This window comes from Variovorax sp. PAMC26660 (assembly GCF_014302995.1).
Lineage (GTDB): Bacteria > Pseudomonadota > Gammaproteobacteria > Burkholderiales > Burkholderiaceae_C > Variovorax.
The window spans coordinates 5856282-5876126 of sequence record NZ_CP060295.1; the positions used below are offsets into that span (position 1 = coordinate 5856282).

General features: G+C 63.8%; 20 protein-coding genes. 13 read left to right on the forward strand and 7 right to left on the reverse strand.

The features are described 5' to 3' along the window. Nucleotides 1-25: 25 nt before the first annotated feature. Nucleotides 26-448, reverse strand: a complete 423-nt coding sequence (locus H7F35_RS27650; RefSeq protein WP_187109716.1) for a DUF3619 family protein — start codon at nt 446-448, stop codon at nt 26-28. Then, on the reverse strand, nt 445-1011 hold the full coding sequence (locus H7F35_RS27655) for an RNA polymerase sigma factor (protein WP_187109717.1): 567 nt from the start codon (nt 1009-1011) through the stop codon (nt 445-447). The genes H7F35_RS27650 and H7F35_RS27655 overlap by 4 nt, the downstream gene beginning before the upstream one ends. A 283-nt stretch (nt 1012-1294) precedes the next feature. On the opposite strand from H7F35_RS27655, the gene H7F35_RS27660 reads away from it, so the two are divergent. The 7 genes from H7F35_RS27660 (at nt 1295) to H7F35_RS27690 (ending at nt 9595) form a co-directional block, all read left to right on the forward strand. Then, nucleotides 1295-3079, forward strand: coding sequence for an acetolactate synthase 3 catalytic subunit (locus tag H7F35_RS27660; RefSeq protein WP_187109718.1), 1785 nt, complete (start codon nt 1295-1297; stop codon nt 3077-3079). A gap of 117 nt (nt 3080-3196) precedes the next feature. Further along, on the forward strand, nt 3197-3688 hold the full coding sequence (gene ilvN, locus H7F35_RS27665; protein WP_187109719.1) for an acetolactate synthase small subunit: 492 nt from the start codon (nt 3197-3199) through the stop codon (nt 3686-3688). Nucleotides 3689-3743: 55 nt separating this feature from the next. Continuing rightward, on the forward strand, nt 3744-4016 hold the full coding sequence (locus tag H7F35_RS27670) for a DUF4282 domain-containing protein (protein WP_187109720.1): 273 nt from the start codon (nt 3744-3746) through the stop codon (nt 4014-4016). Nucleotides 4017-4066: 50 nt separating this feature from the next. Further along, on the forward strand, nt 4067-5083 hold the full coding sequence (gene ilvC, locus H7F35_RS27675) for a ketol-acid reductoisomerase (protein ID WP_187109721.1): 1017 nt from the start codon (nt 4067-4069) through the stop codon (nt 5081-5083). Nucleotides 5084-5265: 182 nt separating this feature from the next. Beyond that, entirely contained in the window at nt 5266-6090 is an 825-nt protein-coding gene (gene pssA, locus H7F35_RS27680; protein ID WP_187109722.1) for a CDP-diacylglycerol--serine O-phosphatidyltransferase, read from the forward strand. A gap of 211 nt (nt 6091-6301) precedes the next feature. Continuing rightward, nucleotides 6302-8005 carry a 2-isopropylmalate synthase gene (gene leuA / locus H7F35_RS27685; RefSeq protein WP_187109723.1) on the forward strand — a complete coding sequence of 568 codons (1704 nt, stop codon included), beginning with the start codon at nt 6302-6304 and terminating at the stop codon, nt 8003-8005. A gap of 51 nt (nt 8006-8056) precedes the next feature. Next, entirely contained in the window at nt 8057-9595 is a 1539-nt protein-coding gene (locus tag H7F35_RS27690) for a 2-isopropylmalate synthase (RefSeq protein WP_187109724.1), read from the forward strand. On the opposite strand, the gene H7F35_RS34900 is transcribed toward H7F35_RS27690, so the two are convergent. After that, complete coding sequence (locus H7F35_RS34900) at nt 9592-9867, reverse strand: hypothetical protein (protein ID WP_261803381.1); 276 nt, start codon at nt 9865-9867, stop codon at nt 9592-9594. The two genes, H7F35_RS27690 and H7F35_RS34900, sit on opposite strands and share 4 nt — an antisense overlap. 16 nt (nt 9868-9883) lie before the next feature. Between H7F35_RS34900 and H7F35_RS27695 the strand changes: the two genes are divergently transcribed. Next, complete coding sequence (locus H7F35_RS27695; RefSeq protein WP_261803382.1) at nt 9884-10933, forward strand: serine hydrolase; 1050 nt, start codon at nt 9884-9886, stop codon at nt 10931-10933. Between the two features lie 82 nt (nt 10934-11015). Here the strand turns inward: H7F35_RS27695 and H7F35_RS27700 are convergent, their stop codons facing one another. Genes H7F35_RS27700 through aat form a run of 3 tightly spaced genes read right to left on the reverse strand, consistent with a single transcriptional unit; the run spans nt 11016 to nt 13474 of the window. Beyond that, nucleotides 11016-11858: an IclR family transcriptional regulator gene (locus H7F35_RS27700; protein ID WP_187109726.1), complete on the reverse strand. Its 843-nt coding sequence runs from the start codon at nt 11856-11858 to the stop codon at nt 11016-11018. A 30-nt stretch (nt 11859-11888) separates the two neighbouring features. After that, a complete protein-coding gene (locus tag H7F35_RS27705) occupies nt 11889-12722 on the reverse strand; it encodes an arginyltransferase (protein ID WP_187109727.1) in 834 nt (277 codons plus the stop codon). After that, complete coding sequence (gene aat, locus H7F35_RS27710) at nt 12719-13474, reverse strand: leucyl/phenylalanyl-tRNA--protein transferase (protein WP_187109728.1); 756 nt, start codon at nt 13472-13474, stop codon at nt 12719-12721. Before aat ends, H7F35_RS27705 begins: the two co-directional genes overlap by 4 nt. A 225-nt stretch (nt 13475-13699) precedes the next feature. On the opposite strand from aat, the gene H7F35_RS27715 reads away from it, so the two are divergent. The 4 genes from H7F35_RS27715 to H7F35_RS27730 are packed head-to-tail and all read left to right on the forward strand — an operon-like array spanning nt 13700 to nt 17747. Next, entirely contained in the window at nt 13700-16030 is a 2331-nt protein-coding gene (locus tag H7F35_RS27715) for a xanthine dehydrogenase family protein molybdopterin-binding subunit (protein ID WP_187109729.1), read from the forward strand. A 29-nt stretch (nt 16031-16059) separates the two neighbouring features. Continuing rightward, nucleotides 16060-16971 carry a helix-turn-helix transcriptional regulator gene (locus tag H7F35_RS27720; protein WP_187109730.1) on the forward strand — a complete coding sequence of 304 codons (912 nt, stop codon included), beginning with the start codon at nt 16060-16062 and terminating at the stop codon, nt 16969-16971. Continuing rightward, on the forward strand, nt 16950-17309 hold the full coding sequence (locus H7F35_RS27725) for a VOC family protein (RefSeq protein ID WP_187109731.1): 360 nt from the start codon (nt 16950-16952) through the stop codon (nt 17307-17309). The genes H7F35_RS27720 and H7F35_RS27725 overlap by 22 nt, the downstream gene beginning before the upstream one ends. A 15-nt stretch (nt 17310-17324) precedes the next feature. After that, the gene (locus tag H7F35_RS27730; protein ID WP_187109732.1) at nt 17325-17747 is read left to right on the forward strand and encodes an SRPBCC family protein; all 423 of its coding nucleotides are present in this window, start codon (nt 17325-17327) and stop codon (nt 17745-17747) included. Here the strand turns inward: H7F35_RS27730 and pobA are convergent. Next, nucleotides 17744-18925: a 4-hydroxybenzoate 3-monooxygenase gene (pobA, locus tag H7F35_RS27735; RefSeq protein WP_187109733.1), complete on the reverse strand. Its 1182-nt coding sequence runs from the start codon at nt 18923-18925 to the stop codon at nt 17744-17746. The two genes, H7F35_RS27730 and pobA, sit on opposite strands and share 4 nt — an antisense overlap. A 130-nt stretch (nt 18926-19055) precedes the next feature. Between pobA and H7F35_RS27740 the strand changes: the two genes are divergently transcribed. Then, complete coding sequence (locus tag H7F35_RS27740; protein WP_187109734.1) at nt 19056-19826, forward strand: IclR family transcriptional regulator C-terminal domain-containing protein; 771 nt, start codon at nt 19056-19058, stop codon at nt 19824-19826. Nucleotides 19827-19845: the final 19 nt, after the last annotated feature.

Sequence of the window (19845 nt, forward strand, 5' to 3'; positions counted from 1 at the left end):
GGCGTCGCATTCGTTCGGTGAAAGTTCAGTCGGAGGCGCTGTCGGCCTTCAGGAATTGGGCAAAACCGGGGTCGGTGTAGGCGGCAGGAGGCAGATCGCCGGTCAGGAGCGCGGAATCCACTTCGGCCAGCTCGGTGGCGCGGTCATCGTCTTGCATCACGCTGATGGTGATGAGCCCGGCCACGAGCGCGATCAGCGGCACCACAGAGCCGATGCGCGTCCACCAGCTGCCACCCAGCGTGAGCGTGCGGCCCGACTGCACCACGACAGGCGCAGTTCGCAACTGCGGAGGCAGCTTGCGCGAGGCCACGGCCTGCGCACGGGCCACACGCAGGCGTTCGCCGATGTCGTGCGACAACTCGCGGTTGCCGGTCGACAGGCGGGCAGCCAGGCGCTGACCGAACTGGTCTTCGGCGGCGGATGAAGAGGTTGGAACCTTAGTGTTCATAGCGATATTCCCTTGGCCTTGAGCGCCTTGCTGAGAGCGTGAACGGCTCGCGAACAATGGGTTTTGACACTGCCTTCGGAGCAACCCATCGCTGCGGCCGTCTCGGCGACGTCCATTTCCTCCCAGTAACGCATCAGGAAAGCCTCGCGTTGACGGCCCGGCAGCGCCGCGATCTGTTCCTCGATCTCGTGGAAGACCTGGGCGCGGCGGGTCGTGTCTTCGGCACTCTCCGTTTCCCTAGAGTCGGTGGGCGAGACGAAGTTCTCCAGCAGGTCGAAATCGCCGTCGTCGTCGACCGATTCGAAGTCGCTGAGGTTCGAGAAGAGGGCGCGGCGGGTTTTCTGGCGGCGGAACCAATCGAGCGTGCAGTTCGACAGGATGCGCTGGAACAGCATCGGCAGCTCGTTGATCGGCTTGTCGCCGTAGTGCTGCGCCAGCTTCATCATGCTGTCCTGCACGATATCGAGCGCCGCTTCTTCGTCCCGCACGTGATAGACCGAGCGCTTGAAAGCGCGTCGTTCGACGCTTTTCAGGAAGTCGGAGAGTTCTTGTTCAGTGGCCAAGCGAGAGAGGGCGCAGGGCGCGCCGCGTGGGGAGGAGGTGTCTAGCGATCGCGTATGTTTACCGCCGACGATTATGCCTTTGTGTCTTTACACGACAGCTGAAGCGAAGCTGAACGCCCGGAAATGTCATAATCCGCGCTGCAAGTCAAAAGGCAAACGGGTCAAGGTCCGGCGGAACATCAGTCCGCTCATGGCTATGGCCTCAAGTCCTGGCGCGACCTCACAAGGGTTGGCAAGGGGCACCCAAGGTTTTTCGTTCCCGAAAAAACTCCAAAGGTTGATCATGGAAATCTCTAAGGCGGAAATCATTTCCGCAGCAGCCGCGTCCTCTGGCGCCGGCAATCCCACGCAAGAACTCATGGGCGCTGAAGTGCTGATCAAGGCACTGCAGGCCGAAGGCGTTCAGTACGTCTGGGGCTATCCCGGCGGCGCGGTTCTCTACATCTACGACGCGTTCTATAAGCAGGACACCATCCAGCATGTGCTGGTACGCCACGAACAGGCGGCAGTCCATGCGGCCGACGGCTATGCCCGCGCCACTGGTGAAGTCGGCGTGGCACTGGTCACCTCCGGCCCTGGCCTGACCAATGCCGTCACCGGCATCGCCACCGCGTACATGGACTCGATCCCGATGGTGATCATCTCGGGCCAGGTGCCAACGGCTGCCATCGGCCTCGATGCTTTCCAGGAATGCGACACGGTCGGCATCACCCGCCCCATCGTCAAGCACAACTTCCTCGTCAAGGATCCGAAGGATCTGGCCATGACGATGAAGAAGGCCTTCCACATCGCACGCAGCGGCCGTCCGGGCCCGGTGGTGGTGGACGTGCCCAAGGACGTTTCCTTCAAGAAGACGCCTTACGCCGGCTATCCCGACAAGGTCGAGATGCGCTCGTACAACCCGGTGCGCAAGGGCCACGGCGGCCAGATCCGCAAGGCGCTGCAACTGCTGCTGGCTGCCAAGCGTCCGTACATCTACACCGGCGGCGGCGTGCTGCTGGGCAACGCCTGCAACGAACTGCGCACGCTGGTCGACATGCTCGGCTACCCGGTCACGAACACGCTGATGGGCCTGGGCGCCTATCCGGCGAGCGACCGCAAGTTCCTCGGCATGCTGGGCATGCACGGCACCATCGAAGCCAACAACGCGATGCAGAACTGCGACGTGCTGCTCGCCGTGGGCGCGCGCTTCGACGACCGCGTGATCGGCAACCCCAAGCACTTCGCGCAGAACGAACGCAAGATCATCCACATCGACATTGACCCGTCGAGCATTTCCAAGCGCGTGAAGGTCGACATTCCGATCGTCGGCGACGTGAAGGACGTGCTCACCGAGTTGATCTCGATGATCCGCGAAAGCACGACCAAGCCCGATGCTGGCGCATTGGCCGACTGGTGGAAGACCATCGAGGCCTGGCGCTCGCGCGACTGCCTCAAGTACGACCGTGGCAACAACGACGTGATCAAGCCACAGTACGTGGTCGAGACGCTCTGGAACATGACCAAGGACGCCGACGTGTACATCACGTCCGACGTGGGCCAGCACCAGATGTGGGCCGCGCAGTACTACCGCTTCGACGAGCCGCGTCGCTGGATCAACTCGGGCGGCCTGGGCACCATGGGCGTCGGCATTCCGTACGCCATGGGCATCAAGCTCGCCAAGCCCGATTCGGAGGTGTTCACCATCACCGGCGAAGGCTCTGTGCAGATGTGCATCCAGGAACTTTCCACCTGCCTGCAATACAACACGCCGATCAAGATCTGCTCGCTGAACAACCGCTACCTGGGCATGGTGCGCCAGTGGCAGGAGATCGAATACTCCGGCCGCTACAGCCACAGCTACATGGATGCACTGCCCAACTTCGTGAAGCTCGCCGAGGCCTATGGCCACGTCGGCATGCTGATCGAGCGTCCACAAGACGTGGAGCCCGCGCTGCGCGAAGCACGCAAGCTCAAGGACCGCACGGTGTTCATGGATTTCCGTACCGACCCCACCGAGAACGTGTTCCCGATGGTGAAGGCCGGCATGGGCATCACCGAGATGCTCCTGGGTTCCGAGGATCTCTGATCCCGGTTTCCCGTTCGTTCGCTAGTCCGTTCAACTCTTACTGACGAATCTATTGCCCGCCAAGCCCGCGCATTACCGTGCGCGGGGGAGGGCGGCGAAAAGAGGAGTCGCGCAAACATGAAACACATCATTGCAGTGCTGCTGGAAAACGAGCCGGGGGCTCTTTCCCGCGTGGTGGGCCTTTTCTCGGCCCGTGGCTACAACATCGAATCGCTGACCGTTGCGCCGACCGAGGACCCGAGCCTCTCGCGCATGACGATCGTCACTGCCGGTTCCGACGACGTGATCGAGCAGATCACCAAGCACCTGAACCGCCTCATCGAAGTCGTGAAGGTTGTCGACCTGACCGAAGGCGCCTACACCGAGCGAGAGCTCATGATGGTGAAGGTGCGTGCGGTGGGCAAGGAGCGCGAAGAAATGATGCGCATGGCCGAGATTTTTCGAGGCCGGATCATCGACGTGACCGACAAGAGCTACACCATCGAACTCACCGGCGACCACGGCAAGAACGACGCTTTTCTGGAAGCGATCGACCGTAGCGCTATCCTCGAGACTGTCCGCACCGGTGCCAGCGGCATCGGGCGCGGCGAGCGCATCCTGCGCGTGTAGGGGGTGAAGATCCCCTCAGTTTCATCGTTTATCAACACGACATGAGGAGAAGGTAATGCAAGACTTGCTGGGCTTCGACAAGATGGTGACCCCTATCGTCATCCGGGTACTGTATTTCCTGGGATTGATCGGGGTATTGATTACTGGGGTCGGCGCGCTTTTCAGCGGCGGCCTGAGAGGGGTTCTTACCGGCCTCGCCATTTTGGTTTTCGGCGCGATCATGGTTCGCGTCTACAGCGAATTGCTGATCCTGCTGTTCCGCATTCACGACAACCTCGTGTCCATCAACCAGCAAATGAAGGACCGGAATTCTTCCGGCCAACTGTGAGTGAACGGCACCCCCCAGGGGGTGCCAGAGATTAAATAGGAAAGACGCATATGAAGGTTTACTACGACAAGGACGCCGATCTCAGCCTCATCAAGGGCAAGACGGTTGCAATCATCGGTTACGGGTCGCAAGGTCACGCGCATGCGCAAAACCTGAACGACAGCGGCGTCAAGGTCGTGGTCGGCCTGCGCAAGGGCGGCGCCTCGTGGCCGAAGGTCGAGAAGGCCGGCCTCAAGGTCGCCGAAGTGGCTGATGCGGTGAAGGCCGCCGACGTCGTCATGATTCTGCTGCCCGACGAGCAGATCGCCAGCGTCTACAAGAACGACGTGGCCCCGAACATCAAGGAAGGCGCTTCGCTCGTCTTCGCGCACGGCTTCAACGTGCACTACGGTTTCGTGCAGCCGCGCGCCGACCTCGACGTGTGGATGGTCGCTCCCAAGGCCCCCGGCCACACGGTGCGCAGCACCTATGCCCAAGGCGGCGGCGTGCCCCACCTCGTGGCCGTGCACCAGGACAAGACCGGCAAGGCGCGTGACCTCGCGCTGAGCTATGCCACCGCCAATGGCGGCGGCAAGGCCGGCATCATCGAGACCAACTTCCGCGAAGAAACCGAGACCGACCTGTTCGGCGAACAAGCGGTTCTGTGTGGTGGCACGGTCGAGCTGATCAAGGCTGGTTTCGAAACGCTGGTGGAAGCCGGCTACGCGCCCGAAATGGCGTACTTCGAATGCCTGCACGAGCTCAAGCTCATCGTCGACCTGATCTATGAAGGCGGCATCGCCAACATGAACTACTCGATCTCGAACAACGCCGAATACGGCGAATACGTGAGCGGCCCGCGCGTCGTGAACGAAGAGACCAAGAAGACCATGAAGAAGATCCTCACGGACATCCAGACCGGCGAATACGCCAAGAGCTTCGTGCTCGAAAACGCAGCCGGCGCTCCCACGCTGATCAGCCGCCGTCGCCTGACGGCTGAGCACCAGATCGAAGTGGTCGGCGAAAAGCTGCGCGCGATGATGCCCTGGATCAAGAAGAACAAGCTGGTCGACCAGACCCGCAACTGATCTTGCTGGCAAAGGGTGCTTCGGCACCCGTTTCCCAAGGGCCACCCGTCGCGGTGGCCCTTTTGTTTGACGGGGGCAAAGCATCCCCTGAACTACACTGCGAACCATGCGACTCACAGATCAAGATGCTATCGAATGGATAGCTGACCGCGCAGTGCCCATGAGGGACGGAGGCAAATTCAATGCATGACGATACGGTTCCCGACGTGGTGCAGCCGCGCAAACGCCGCAAGGGCATCTACATCCTGCCGAACCTGTTCACGCTGGCGGCGTTGTTCGGCGGTTTCTACTCGGTCGTGATGGCCATGAACGCGCGCTTCGATCTCGCAGCGCTCGGCGTGTTCGCCGCGATGATTCTCGACAGCCTCGATGGCCGCGTCGCACGCATGACCAACACGCAAAGCGCGTTCGGCGAGCAGATGGATTCGCTGTCCGACATGGTGTCGTTCGGCGCCGCGCCTGCGCTGATCGCCTACGAGTGGTCGCTCAAGGGCCTCGGCCGCTGGGGCTGGATTGCGGCCTTCGTGTACTGCGCCTGCGCAGCACTGCGGCTGGCGCGTTTCAACGTCAACACCAGCGTGGTCGACAAGCGCTGGTTCCAGGGCTTGCCGTCGCCTGCGGCTGCGGCGCTGGTGGCCGGGTTCATCTGGCTGGTGGACGAGTGGGGCAAGCGTGGCGGCGAGGTGCTGTATCTCTCGTGGACGCAGATCACCTGGGTCACATTCGGATTCACGCTCTATGCGGGCCTGACGATGGTGACCAATGCGCCGTTCTACAGCTTCAAGGACATCCAGATGAAGAAGAGCGTGCCCTTTGCGGCGATCGTGCTGATCGCGCTCGGCATCGCTGTCATCAACATCCATCCGCCGACGGTGCTGTTCAGCCTCTTCGTGATCTATGGCCTGAGCGGCTATGTGGTCTATGGTTGGCGCAAGGCCAAGGGCCAGCCAGCCAGCGTGATCAGCACATCGACCGAAGAGCCCGACGAGCGCGGCCTGCACAACTGACCAAGCCGATGGGCCTTCCCAGGCCCGCAAAGGCTGTGCTACATTCGCAACCCTCATGACCAAGATTTCGCTGCTGGCCCTACTAGCCCTCCCTCACGGGCGGAGACGGTAGCGCACGCGCAAATCCCTCACCACGGCCCGTTCGCACCAGCAACGGGCCGTTTGTTTTTGGGGTTGCTGGTTGATTACCAACCATCACAGAGAAATCGACATGCTCAAGCAACCTCAAGCCAAATACCGCGCATTCGCCCCGATCGGCCTCAAGGACCGCACCTGGCCCGATGCCGTGCTGACCAAGGCCCCGATCTGGCTGTCGACCGACCTGCGTGATGGCAACCAGGCCCTGGTCGAGCCGATGGACATCGCTCGCAAGATGCGGATGTTTGAAACCTTGGTGGCCATCGGCTTCAAGGAAATCGAAGTCGGCTTTCCTTCCGCTTCCCAGGTTGAATTCGACTTCGTGCGCAAGCTCATCGAAGAAGATCGCATTCCCGACGACGTGACGATCCAGGTGTTGACGCAGGCGCGCGACCACCTCATTGCCCGCACCTTCGAGGCACTGCAAGGCGCCCCACGCGCCATCGTTCACCTCTACAACGCGGTGGCCCCCGTGATGCGCCGCGTGGTGCTCGGCATGAACGAAGACCAGATCGTCGAACTCGCCAGCAGCCATGCGCGCATGTTCAACGACTTCGCCGCGAAGCAGCCGGGCACGCAGTGGACCTTCCAGTATTCGCCTGAAATGTTCTCGGGCACCGACGTCGTGTTTTCCAAGCGCGTGGTCGACGCGGTCACCGAAGTCTGGGCGCCGACGCCGCAGCGCAAGTGCATCGTCAATTTGCCCACGACGGTCGAGCATTCCACGCCGAATATCTTTGCCGACATGATCGAGTGGATGCATCGCAACCTCGCGCGCCGCGATTCGATCATTCTGTGCGTGCACCCGCACAACGACCGCGGCACCGGCACTGCTGCCGGCGAGCTGGCGTTGATGGCCGGTGCAGAGCGTATCGAAGGCTGCCTCTTCGGCAACGGTGAGCGCACCGGCAACCTCGACCTCGTGAACGTCGCGCTCAATCTCTACACGCAAGGCGTGTCGCCGGAACTCGATTTCTCGAACATCGACGAGATCCGCGCCACGGTCGAGCACTGCAACCAGATCCCGGTGCATCCGCGCCATCCGTACGTGGGGGACCTTGTCTACACCTCGTTCTCGGGTTCGCACCAGGACGCGATCAAGAAGGCCTTTGCAGCACGCAAGGAAGGCGACATCTGGGACATGCCCTATCTCCCGATCGACCCGAAGGACGTGGGGCGCAGCTACGAAGCCGTGATTCGCGTCAACAGCCAGTCGGGCAAGGGCGGCATGGCTTACCTGCTCGAGAGCGAATACGGCATCGAGATGCCGCGCCGCCTGCAGATGGAATTCATGCAGACCGTGCAGCGCGTGATGGACGTGGCCGGCAAGGAGCTCACGGCAGCAGACCTTTGGGATCTCTTCGTGCGCGAATACGGCATCGACTCGGCCCACTCGCTGCAGCATCGCGTGATCGAGGAAGAGGGCGAGGGCGCCAATGCCTCCGTGGTTCTGCGTGGCGACCTGCCCTGGGATGGCGAAATCCGCGCCGTCGAAGGCCGTGGCAACGGGCCGATCGATGCCTTCACGCAGGCGTTGAGCAAGGCCACGGGCCACACGGTGCGCGTGATGGACTATCACCAGCACGCCATCGGCGCCGGTGCCGACGCGAAATCGGTGGCGTACCTCGAACTGCGGATCGATGAAACGCAGACCCTGTTCGGTGTGGGCATTGACGCGAATGTGATCTCGGCATCGCTCAAGGCCATCCTCTCGGGTGTGGAGCGGGCACGGAGCCGGGGCGCGCACAGCGCACAATCGACGGCTGAAGTCGCCTGACGCGGCCCTTCGCCGGGTGCGCAAGGTGGGAACGAACAAAGGAAATTCACGATGACTGACCAACTCATAATTTTCGACACCACCTTGCGCGACGGCGAGCAATCGCCTGGCGCCTCGATGACGCGCGACGAGAAGATGCGCATTGCCAAGCAGCTGGAACGGCTCAAGGTCGATGTCATCGAAGCCGGCTTCCCGGCCAGCTCGAACGGCGATTTCGAGGCCGTCAAGGCGATTGCCAATGCGATCAAGGACGCCACCGTGTGCGGCCTTTCGCGCGCCAACGACCGCGACATCTCGCGCGCGGCGGAGGCCTTGAAGGGCGCGGCGCGCGGCCGCATCCACACTTTCATCGCGACTTCACCGTTGCACATGGAAAAGAAGCTGCGCATGTCGCCCGACGAAGTGCATGAGCAGGCCAAGCTGGCCGTGCGTTTTGCGCGCAACCTGGTGGCCGACGTGGAGTTCAGCCCCGAAGACGGCTATCGCAGCGACCCGGACTTTCTCTGCCGCGTGATCGAAACCGTGATCAACGAAGGCGCCACCACCATCAACGTGCCCGACACCGTCGGCTACGCGATTCCCGAGCTCTACGGCAACTTCATCAAGATGCTGCGCGAGCGCGTGCCCAACAGCGACAAGGCGATCTGGTCGGTGCATTGCCACAACGACCTGGGCATGGCGGTGGCGAACTCGCTGGCCGGCGTGAAGATCGGCGGCGCGCGGCAGGTGGAATGCACCATCAATGGCCTGGGTGAACGCGCGGGCAACTGCTCGCTCGAAGAAGTCGTCATGGCCGTCAAGACCCGCAGGGACTATTTCGAGCTCGACCTCAACATCGATACCCAGCACATCGTGGCCGCGAGCCGCATGGTGAGCCAGACCACCGGCTTCGTCGTGCAGCCCAACAAGGCAGTCGTGGGGGCCAACGCCTTCGCGCATGCCTCTGGCATCCACCAGGATGGCGTGCTCAAGGCGCGCGACACCTACGAGATCATGCGGGCCGAAGACGTGGGCTGGGCCGCCAACAAGATCGTGCTGGGCAAGCTCAGTGGCCGCAACGCCTTCAAGCAGCGCCTGAACGAGCTGGGCGTGACCATGGGCAGCGAGGCCGACATCAATGCAGCGTTTTCGCGCTTCAAGGAGTTGGCCGACCGAAAATCCGAAATTTTTGACGAAGACATCCTCGCGCTCGTCAGCGCGGAAGAGCTGTCGAACGTTGGTGAGCAGTTTGCTTTTGTCTCTCTTTCCCAGCACAGCGAAACCGGCGAGCGCCCCCAGGCGAAGGTCGTTTTCACCGTCCAGGGCAAGGAAGTGACCGGCGAGTCCGACGGGAATGGCCCGGTTGATGCTTCCCTCAAGGCGATCGAGTCGCACGTCAAAAGCGGCGCCGAGATGGTTCTTTACTCTGTAAACGCCATCAGTGGCTCGACGGAAAGCCAGGGAGAAGTTACAGTCCGGTTACAAAACGCAGGGCGGGTGGTCAACGGTGTGGGTGCAGACCCAGACATCGTGGTCGCTTCGGCAAAGGCTTATTTGAGTGCGCTCAACAAGTTACAGAGCCAAGCTGAGAGAGTTGCAGCGCAAGGTTAGGTTTTCAGGCGTTCCTTGGTATTCGATTGAAGAAGAGGATGCAAGTAACTGATATTGCGTGTCTTTTTTGATTTCGATACACTGCGGTTCTCGTTTGTCGCCGCTGGAGATTTATTAATGCCTGAAGCCCGTCTCCGCCGAGTTTCCAGCCAGCGGTTTCTACCCGCGTTCAAATTCATCGCCGTCGCGCTCTGCGCCACGGCGTTTTTGCTGCCTGGCGCCCAGGCTGCGAAGAAAGAAAAACCCGTCGCCGCCAAGACTGCCGTCGCCAAGAAGGCGAAGGGTCCGGTGCCGGTCGAAGTCAAGCGCACTGCGTCGTCCAAGGCTGCGCGTGGCGCTACGGCCGTCGTCGCCAAGCGCGGTGGCCGCGCCGAGAAGGCCGAAAGAGCAGAAAAAGTCGTTCGTGGTGGCCGCAATGTGGTCGCCACCATCCACAAGAAGAACGGCAAGACCGTGGTGGCCGTGCAGCGCCGCTCGGTCGTTCGCGTCGAGGCGCCTCCCCGTCAGTCTTTCGGCCAGATGGCCGGCTTGCATGGCACCGATGATGTGCTCGACCTGAAGTCGAGCGTCGCGCTGGTGATCGACCAGGACACGCACGAAGTGCTGTTCAGCAAGAACGACCACGCCGTGCTGCCGATTGCATCGCTCACCAAGCTGATGACCGGCCTGCTCATCAGCGAAGCCCATCTGCCGAACGAAGAGCTGATCACCATCACCCAGGACGACGTCGATACCGAAAAGCGCAGCAGCTCGCGCCTGACGGTCGGCACCACGTTGTCGCGCGGCGAACTGCTGCATCTGGCGCTGATGTCGAGCGAAAACCGTGCTGCGCACGCGCTGGGCCGTACCTACCCGGGCGGCCTGGCGACCTTCGTGAGCATCATGAATGCCAAGGCCAAGATGCTCGGCATGAAGGACACGCGCTACGTGGAACCCACTGGCCTGTCGAGCCGTAACCAGTCGAGCGCGCAAGACCTGGCGCTGCTGGTCAATGCCGCTTACTCCGATGCCACGGTGCGTTCGCTTTCCACGTCGCCTGAGTACCAGGTCGAGGTCGGCAACCGCGTGCTGCAGTTCAACACCACCAACCGCCTCGTGAAGAGCCCGGATTGGGAAATCGGCGTGCAGAAGACGGGCTACATCTCCGAAGCCGGCCAATGCCTCGTGATGCAGGCCAAGGTCGCCGGGCGCAAGCTGATCATGGTGTTCCTCGATTCGGCCGGCAAGTTCAGCCGAATTGCCGATGCGGAGCGTGTGCGCCGCTGGGTCGAGGCCACGCATGGCGTGGGTTCGCCGGCGGTTTCCTCCCGCAACGCCAGCTTCCAGGTTGCTGGTTGAGAGACGTTCGGAAGAAATAAAAAGGCCCGCGATGCGGGCCTTTTTATTTGCTTGACCGGATGGCCCTTGTCGAAGGGGTCGATCAGGTGCTCGTGCCTGTCGTCACCGAAGAGCTGTTGCTCGCAGGGGCTGGCGTGGCAGCAGACACCCCATCCTTGAACCCGAGTGCTCCCGAGATCTCATTGGCCGTCGCCTGAAGCTTGGGCAACCAGCCTTCGTCCAATCGGTCGGCCGGGGCGGAAATCGACAAGCCCGCCACCAGCTTGCCCTGGTCGTCGTAGATGCCGGCGGCCATGCAGCGCACGCCCAGTTCGAGTTCTTCGTTGTCGCGGGCAATGCCGTACTGGCGTGCCTTCGACAGCTCTCGTTCGAGCGCCGGCAGTTGCGTGATGCTGTTGCGCGTGTGGCCAGCGAGACCCGTGCGCGTTGCGTAGCTGCGCACCCGTTGCGGATCGTCGGCTGCGAGGAACAGCTTGCCGGTCGAGGTGAGGTGCAGGGCAGCCCGCCCGCCAATGGCGCGCACCACCTGCATGCCCGAACGCTCGCTGTAGGAACGCTCGATGTACACGATCTCGTCGCCCTGGCGCATGCTCAGGTTGACGGGCTGCTGCGTGAGCTTGTGCAGCTCGCGCATCGGGCCCAGCGCGGCGTCGCGCACGTTGAGCCGGCCCTTTACCAGGTTGCCCAATTCCAGCAGGCGCATGCCGAGCCGGTAGCTGCCGGCCTCGGGTCGGTCGACAAAGCGGCCGACCGCCAGGTCGTTGAGGATGCGGTGCGTGGTGGAAGGATGGAGCCCGGTCTTTTCGCTGATCTCCTTCAGCGACATGGCCTCCTCGCGCGATGCCAGGACATCGATCAGCGAGAACATCCGCTCGATCACCTGGATCACGGGAACGGCGGGAACGTCGGATTGGTTTTTTCTCATGGCGCTGTGCGGTGATGACCGGGCGCCATTTTACCTTGTGAAATCGCCCGATGCCTGCCAGTGTCCATCCACCAACACTTCGTGGGGGGAAAAGCGCGCCTTGTAGTTCATCTTCGAGCTCTGCTCGATCCAGTAGCCGAGGTAGACGTGCGGCAGGCCAAGCTTGCGCGCCTGCTCGATCTGCCAGAGCACGCTGTAGGTGCCGTAGCCCGTGGACGAGGCCCCCACGCTCGGCACTGTGTGCTCTCGCTGCCCCCCGAGGGGGCCGTCCGCTTGCTTGGGGCGGCCCGGCGCCGCGCGGGTATCCGGCTCATAGAAGGTGTAGACGGCCGAGATGCCATCGTTCAGCACGTCGAGGATGGAGACCATCCGAAGCGCGCCAGCACTGCCGTCGGGCAGCGTTTCGCGAAACTCCACCAGCCGTGAATTGACCCGGCTTTGCAACAGGAACTGGGTGTACTGGTCGATGCTGTCGTGGTCCATGCCGCCGCCTGCGTGGCGGCCGTTCTGGTAGCGCAGGTAGAGCTGGTAGTGCTCGGGCATGAAGCAGAGCTTGAGCACGCGCGCCTGCAGGTCGGAATGTTGTTTCACCGCACGCCGCTGGCTGCGCGTGGGACGGAATTCGTTGGCCAGCACCCGCAAGGGAATGCACGCGCGGCAGCCGTCGCAGTAAGGGCGGTAGGTGAACATGCCACTGCGCCGGAAACCGCTGAGTACGAGGTCGGAATACGCGTCGTTGTGGATCAGGTGGCTGGGCGTGGCCACCTGCGAGCGGGCCTGGCGATCCGGCAGATAGCTGCAAGGATAGGGCGCCGTCGCATAGAACTGCAGCGTGTGAAGCGGGAGATCCTTGAGGTGCGTCACGTCGAAAGAGGAGGTCGCGCGGACAGGAGTTCGTTCCAGTATACGGGGTCGAATCGCCACCGTGGGGCCTCTTGCTGTCGCGCAGTGGCCACATGCGCGACGAAGCGCTTGCGTGCCATCTCGTGGGCGCCAAGGCTCGCCAGATGGGCGGTGTTCTGCTGGCAATCGATCATCTGGACGCCGAAGTGCCGGCACAGCGACACCAGCGCGGCCAGCGCGATCTTCGAGGCATCGGGTTGGCGGGTGAACATCGATTCGCCGAACACCGCACGGCCCAGCGCCACGCAATACAGGCCACCCGCGAGCTTGCCGTCGATCCAGGTCTCGACGCTGTGGGCATGCCCGGCTTTGTGCAAATTCGTATAGGCCTTCACCATGTCCGGCACGATCCAGGTGCCCGACTGGCCCACGCGCGGCGAGTGCGAACAGGCCTCGATGACCGAGGCGAAGTCATGGTCGATGCGCACCTCGCAGCCGGGTGTTTCCGCAAATCGGGTCAGGGTCTTGCGTAGCGAGCGGTGCAGCTTGAACTGCGCCACTTGCAGCACCATGCGCGGGTCCGGGCTCCACCAGAGGATGGGCTGGTCTTCGCTGAACCACGGAAAGACGCAGTGGCTGTAGGCCTGCATCAAAGTATCGACGTCCAGCGCGCCTCCGGCCGCGAGAAGGCCGGGCACAGGGTCGGCCACGCCCCACGCCGAGGCGGGGTCTGGCAGGGCATCTCCGGGTTCGAGCCAGGGCAGTTGTTGCATGGGCCTAGGTATACACGGCTTCGCGAAAAGCTGAATCCAGTTGAGGGAAAATTGCGTACGCCATGGGTCTGTCCAGCAGACTGTGGCTCGGGCGTTGCAACCGTTGGCACGACACACCCACAAGACCCGTCGAAGACCATATAGTGCACAGCTTGCATTCGCAGCACCCAAAGCGGATCCGGCAGGCATGTGTTTCGCGCCGGGGACCAGCACAAGAGGACCACGTTGACCACTGAACCCAACCCCACGCGCTTCGGCAGCGGCCAGGCGGTGCGCCGCCTCGAAGACGAAAGCCTGCTGGCAGGTGCCGGACACTACACAGACGACGTCACGCTTCCCGACCAGGCGCATCTCGTTTTCCTTCGCTCCGCCTACCCGCACGCACGCATCCTCTCGATCGACACCAGCGCGGCCGCAGCCATGCCCGGCGTGTTGTGCGTGATCACCGGTGCCGACCTGGCCACAGCTGGCGTGAAGCCCATGCCGGGTGCCGCTGGCTTCAAGCGTGCGGACGGCACCGACAGCGCCAGCCCGCCACGCCATGCCATCGCCCACGAGCGCACGCGCTTCGTCGGTGAAGCCGTGGCGGCAGTCGTTGCCGACACGATCCAGCAGGCGCGCGATGCGACCGAAGCCATCCTGATCGACTACGAAGACCTGCCCATGGTGGTCGACCTCGCAAGCGCCACCGCCGAAGGTGCGCCGCAGTTGTGCGAAGAGGCCTCCGGCAACATCGCAGCAGAGATGCGGCACGGCAGCAGCGAAGCCGCAACCGCCGCCTTTGCCAAGGCTAGCCATGTGGTCGCGCTCGACGTGAACAACCAGCGCGTGGTTGCGCTGACCATCGAGCCGCGTTCCGTGCTCGCGGCGCACGACGCCGAGACCGATCGCCTCACGATCCGCATGAGCACGCAGATGCCTTCGGGCGTGCGCGATTCCGTGTGTGCGGCCATCGGCCTTGCCAAGGAAAAAGTGCGCGTGGTGGTGGGCGACGTGGGCGGCGGTTTCGGCATGAAGACCGGCGCCTACCCCGAAGACATCGCGGTTGCCTTCGCAGCCCTGCAGGTCAAGCGACCGGTCAAGTGGGTGGCCGACCGCAGCGAAGAATTCCTGTCGAGCGCGCACGGCCGCGACATCGAGGCGCGTGCCGAAATGGCGCTCGACGCCAACGGCAGGATCCTGGCGCTGCGCATCAAGACGCTGGCCAACGTGGGCGCCTACGCCACCGGCACCGGCGTCGCGATCCAGTTGCTGATCGGCCCCTGGGTGCAGACCAGCGTCTACGACATCCAGACCATCGACTTCCACTTCAAGGCCGTGCTCACCAACACGGCCCCCACGGGTGCCTACCGCGGTGCGGGCCGGCCCGAAGCCATCTTCACCATCGAGCGCTTGATGGACGAAGCCGCACGCCAGACCGGCATCGACCGCATTCTGCTGCGCCGGCGCAACTTCATCCGCCCCGAGCAGATGCCGTACAAGAACCCGATGGCGCAGACCTACGACACCGGCAATTTCGAGTCGGTGATGGACCAGGCGCTGGCACTCGCCGACTGGGAGGGCTTCGAGGCCCGCGCGGCCGAATCGGCCAGCCATGGCAAGCATCGCGGCCTGGGCATTGCCACCTTTCTTGAATGGACGGGCGGCAATGTGTTCGAGGAGCGCGTCACCGTCTCGGTGCAGGCCGACGGCGTGATCGAGGTGTTTTCCGCCGTCAATGCCATGGGGCAGGGCATTGCCACGTCGCTCGCGCAACTGGCGGTCGATGCCTTCGGCGTGCCGATCGACAAGGTGCGCGTGGTGCTCGGCGACACCGACCGCGGCGACGGCTTCGGCAGCGCCGGCTCGCGCTCGCTCTTCACCGGCGGCTCGGCCGTGCGCATCGGCGCCGAGCGCACCATCGACAAGGCACGCGAACTCGCAGCGCAGGAATTCGAAGCCGCCCTCGACGACATCACCTACAGCCGCGGCGTCTTCACCGTGGCCGGCACCGACCTCGAACTCGACCTCTTCACGCTGGCCGGCAAGCAGCCCGAGCGCGAGATCTTCATCGACTCCACCAGCACCGTGGCGGGCCCGACCTGGCCCAACGGCTGCCACATCTGCGAGATCGAGATCGACCCGCCCACCGGCGAGATCAGCGTGGTGGCCTACAGCTCCGTCAACGACGTGGGCCGCGTCATCAATCCGATGATCGTGCGCGGCCAGCTCGAAGGCGGCGCGGTGCAGGGCATCGGGCAGGCGCTGTACGAGCAGGTGGTGTACGACCACGAAACCGGCCAGCCCGTCACCGGCAGCCTGATGGACTACGCCGCCCCGCGGGCCGACATCGTCAGCACCATGTTCAACATGGAAATGGACGAATCGACGCCGTGCACCAACAACCCGTTGGGCGTGAAGGGCGTGGGCGAGCTTGGCACCATCGGCGCGACGCCGGCCATCGTCAATGCGGTGGCCGATGCCTTCGCCCGCAACGGACTGGCAACGCGCGCACCGCGCCTGCACATGCCATTGAGCCCGTCGCGTGTCTGGCAGGCCATGCAGACCGTCGACTAGAAAGAACGCTCGCCGCAGGGTGAAACGCGATGCTCGTCACCACCGAACTGCAGACCGACCCGATCCGCGTATCGAGCTACCGCTGCGACGCGGGCCCCGATGCGCAGCCGTTCACCGAGGTGCACACCGACTATTCGGTCTCGTACGTGCGCAAGGGCAGCTTCGGCTACCGCACGCGCGGCAACGCCTATGAACTGGTCGCCGGCTCGGTGCTGGTGGGCTGTCCGGGCGACGAATACATCTGCACGCACGACCATCACATCTGCGGCGACGAATGCCTGGCCTTTCACCTGTCGCCGGGTTTCGTCGACCTGATCGGCGGTGACCAGCGCACCTGGCGCACGGCGGGTCTGCCGCCACTGCCTGAACTCATGGTGCTGGGCGAACTCGCCCAGGTTGCGGCCGAGGGCCAGAGCGATGTCGGGCTGGACGAACTGGGCATGTGGTTCGCCAGCCGTTTTGTCGAAGTGGTGGGCGGGCGCGGCAAGCCGCCGTCGCTGCAATCCGCTGGCGCGCGCGACCGTCGCCGTGCGGTGGATGCGGCCATGTGGATCGACGCCAACTCCCACGACAACATCGGCCTCGACGGCGCCGCGTCCGAAGCAGGCCTGAGTTCGTTTCACTTCCTTCGCCTGTTCTCGCAGGTGCTCGGCGTCACGCCGCACCAGTACCTCGTGCGTTCCCGGCTGCGCCATGCCGCACGCCTGCTCGCGGACGACGACCGCCCCGTGACCGACGTGGCCCTCGACGTGGGCTTTGCCGACCTCAGCAATTTCGTTCGCACCTTCCATCGTGCGGCCGGTGTGTCGCCGCGTGGCTTTCGGCAGGCCGCCAAGGGCGACCGCAAGATTTTCCAAGACCGCATTGCCGCGCTCTTCCATGATGACCGCCTGATTCACACATCGAGCAGGAAGCCATCATGTACGACCACATCGGATTGAAAGTCGCGGACCTCGCCGCGAGCCGCCATTTCTACGAAGCTGCACTGGCGCCACTCGGCCATGTGCTGGGTTCGCACGACGACAGCTATGCCGGCATCGGCCCGGCTGAAGCGCCTGCGCTGTGGCTTTATGCAGCCAAGGGCGCGAAGGGGCCGGGCACCCACATTGCGTTCCGTGCGACCGATCACAAGGCCGTCGCGGCCTTTCACAAAGCGGGCCTGAAGGCAGGCGGCACCGACAACGGCGGCGCCGGTCCGCGCACCGACTACAGCCCGACCTACTACGCGGCCTTCCTGATCGATCCCGACGGCAACAACATCGAGGCCGTTTGCCCCTGAGGCGCGCGCAAGACCATGGCAACGATCTACAAGGAATTCATCGTCGAAGCGGATGCATCACAGGTGTGGGACGCATTGCGCGACTTCGGCGCCGTGCACACACGCCTAGCGCCGGGCTTCCTGACCGGCTGCAAGCTCGATGGCACGGGTGCCCGCATCGTCAGCTTTGCCAACGGCCTCGTGGCGCGCGAGATGCTGGTCGGCCTTGACGAGGCGAACCGCCGTCTGGCCTACACCGTCACCGATGGCAAGGCCAGCCACCACCACGCATCGGCACAGGTGTTCGCGCAGGGCGATGGGCGCTCGCGCTTCGTCTGGATCACCGACGTGCTGCCGGACACATGGGCCGCTTACATCGAGCCGATGATGGCGCAGGGCGGACAGGCGATGAAAGCCACGCTCGAAGGGCGCAGCGTTCCGGCGACGCCGCTCGCCTAGAAGTCTTCGAGCGGCAGGCCGACGTAGTTTTCCGCCAGCGCGGTCGAAGCCGCCTTCGAGTGCACCAGGTAGTCGAGTTCGGCTTCCTGGATCTTCTGGCCGAAGGCGCCGGTTTCGGGAAAGCGGTGCATCAGCGACGTGAACCACCACGAGAAGCGCTCCGCCTTCCAGACCCGGCGCAGGCAGAGGTCGGAATAGCGATCGAGCGCCGAAGCCGATTTCTCGCCGTAGAAAATCTCGAGCGCACGCGAGAGATAGCCCACGTCGGCGGTCGCGAGGTTCAGCCCCTTGGCACCCGTCGGCGGCACGATGTGCGCGGCGTCGCCGGCCAGGAACAGCGCGCCGAAGCGCATCGGCTCGGCGACGAAGCTGCGCAGCGGCGCAATGCTCTTTTCGAGCGAGGGGCCGGTCACCAACTGTTCGCGGGCCTCGGGGTCGAGTCGCGCGCGCAGCTCGTTCCAGAAGGCTTCGTCGCTCCAGTTTTCCACGCGCTCCTCGGTCGGCACCTGCACGTAATAGCGTGAGCGTGTGGCGCTGCGCATGCTGCACAGCGCAAAGCCGCGCTCGGTGTTGGCGTAGATCAGTTCATGCGACACCGGCGGCACGTCGGACAGCACGCCCAGCCAGCCGAAGGGGTAGATCTTCTCGTAGGTCTGGATCGCATCGGCCGGCACGCTGGCGCGGCTCACGCCGTGGTAGCCGTCGCAGCCGGCGATGAAGTCGCATTCGATCTCGTGTGTCTGGCCGTCCTTCTCGTAGCGCACGCGCGGCTTGGCCGAATCGAAGTCGTGCAGGCTGACGTTCGCCGCGCTGTAGATGGTGGCAAGGCCTTCGGCCGTGCGCGCTTCCATCAGGTCGCGCGTCACTTCGGTCTGCCCATACACCGTGACCTGCTTGCCGCCCGTGAGGCTGTGCATGTCGATGCGATGGCGTGCGCCCTTGAACAGCAACTCGATGCCTTCGTGCGGCAGGCCCTCGGCCTTGGCGCGGGCATCGACGCCGGCGCGCGCCAGCAAGTCCATCGTGATCTGTTCCAGCACGCCGGCGCGGATGCGGCCCAGCACGTAGTCGCCGCTCTGGCGTTCGACGATGACGTTGTCGATGCCTGCCTTGTGCAGCAGTTGGCCGAGCAGAAGGCCGGCGGGGCCTGCGCCGATGATGGCGACCTGGGTGCGCATGTTCGTGTCTCCGATTGGTTTTGCAGAGCGTAGGGCGCGCCCGGCCCTTTGGCGCATGGGACCGAGAGGCTCTGTGCGATCATGCGAACGCGTGCGCGATGATCGCGCAAACACTTCGACAGAACCACGAATGACCATCGCCAAAGCCGATTTCATTGAAGGCATTGCCAAGGGAATGGCGGTGCTGGAGAGCTTCGACACCGAACGCCAGCGCCTGAATGCCACCCTGGCCGCCGAGCGCGCCGGCCTCACGCGCGCTGCCGCCCGCCGGCATCTGCTGACACTGGCTCACCTGGGCTATCTTGAAACCGACGGCAGCTATTTCTGGATGGCGCCCAAGGTGCTGCGTTTCTCGGGAAGCTACCTGGCCTCGTCGCGCCTGCCGCGTGCGTTGCAACCCACGCTGAACCGGCTCGCGGCGCAGACCGGAGAATCGTTCTCCGCGGTGGTGCTCGACGGGGAAGAGGTGGTGATCGTCGCGCGCAGCGGCAGCTACGGCACACCGACGCGCGTGCTGGCCTACGGCCTGCATCTCGGCGCGCGGCTGCCGGCCCACGCCACCTCCACTGGCCGCGTGCTGCTGGCGGCCTTGCCGCCCACCCAGCTCACGCAGTGGCTCAAGGGCCGCCACCTCGCGCGGCTGACACCGCACACCGTGACGCAGGCGCGCGGCCTGCGCCAACTGATCGCGCGCGCACGCAAGGACGACCATTGCTTCGCGAGCGAAGAGCACGAACTTGGTGTGCAGGCGCTCGCGGTGCCGCTGCGCGACATGCAGGGTCACACGGTGGCCGCGCTCAACGTGGTGCTGTCGGGCACGCGCTACCAGGAAGAGGCCCTGCAACGCGACATGCTGCCGCTGCTGTTCGAGGCGGCGCGCGAAGTCCGCTCCTTGCTCTGACTGAACTTCGCCGCAACCT

What these genes read in the sequence shown, in the direction of transcription:
- H7F35_RS27650 (WP_187109716.1), bottom strand. Translation starts at nt 448, where the DNA reads ATGAACACTAAGGTTCCAACCTCTTCATCCGCCGCCGAAGACCAGTTC.
- H7F35_RS27720 (WP_187109730.1), top strand. Translation starts at nt 16,060, where the DNA reads ATGCTCGTCACCACCGAACTGCAGACCGACCCGATCCGCGTATCGAGC.
- H7F35_RS27730 (WP_187109732.1), top strand. Translation starts at nt 17,325, where the DNA reads ATGGCAACGATCTACAAGGAATTCATCGTCGAAGCGGATGCATCACAG.
- H7F35_RS27740 (WP_187109734.1), top strand. Translation starts at nt 19,056, where the DNA reads ATGACCATCGCCAAAGCCGATTTCATTGAAGGCATTGCCAAGGGAATG.
- ilvC (WP_187109721.1), top strand. Translation starts at nt 4,067, where the DNA reads ATGAAGGTTTACTACGACAAGGACGCCGATCTCAGCCTCATCAAGGGC.
- ilvN (WP_187109719.1), top strand. Translation starts at nt 3,197, where the DNA reads ATGAAACACATCATTGCAGTGCTGCTGGAAAACGAGCCGGGGGCTCTT.
- H7F35_RS27690 (WP_187109724.1), top strand. Translation starts at nt 8,057, where the DNA reads ATGACTGACCAACTCATAATTTTCGACACCACCTTGCGCGACGGCGAG.
- H7F35_RS27660 (WP_187109718.1), top strand. Translation starts at nt 1,295, where the DNA reads ATGGAAATCTCTAAGGCGGAAATCATTTCCGCAGCAGCCGCGTCCTCT.
- H7F35_RS27700 (WP_187109726.1), bottom strand. Translation starts at nt 11,858, where the DNA reads ATGAGAAAAAACCAATCCGACGTTCCCGCCGTTCCCGTGATCCAGGTG.
- pobA (WP_187109733.1), bottom strand. Translation starts at nt 18,925, where the DNA reads ATGCGCACCCAGGTCGCCATCATCGGCGCAGGCCCCGCCGGCCTTCTG.
- H7F35_RS27725 (WP_187109731.1), top strand. Translation starts at nt 16,950, where the DNA reads ATGTACGACCACATCGGATTGAAAGTCGCGGACCTCGCCGCGAGCCGC.
- aat (WP_187109728.1), bottom strand. Translation starts at nt 13,474, where the DNA reads ATGCAACAACTGCCCTGGCTCGAACCCGGAGATGCCCTGCCAGACCCC.
- leuA (WP_187109723.1), top strand. Translation starts at nt 6,302, where the DNA reads ATGCTCAAGCAACCTCAAGCCAAATACCGCGCATTCGCCCCGATCGGC.
- H7F35_RS27670 (WP_187109720.1), top strand. Translation starts at nt 3,744, where the DNA reads ATGCAAGACTTGCTGGGCTTCGACAAGATGGTGACCCCTATCGTCATC.
- pssA (WP_187109722.1), top strand. Translation starts at nt 5,266, where the DNA reads ATGCATGACGATACGGTTCCCGACGTGGTGCAGCCGCGCAAACGCCGC.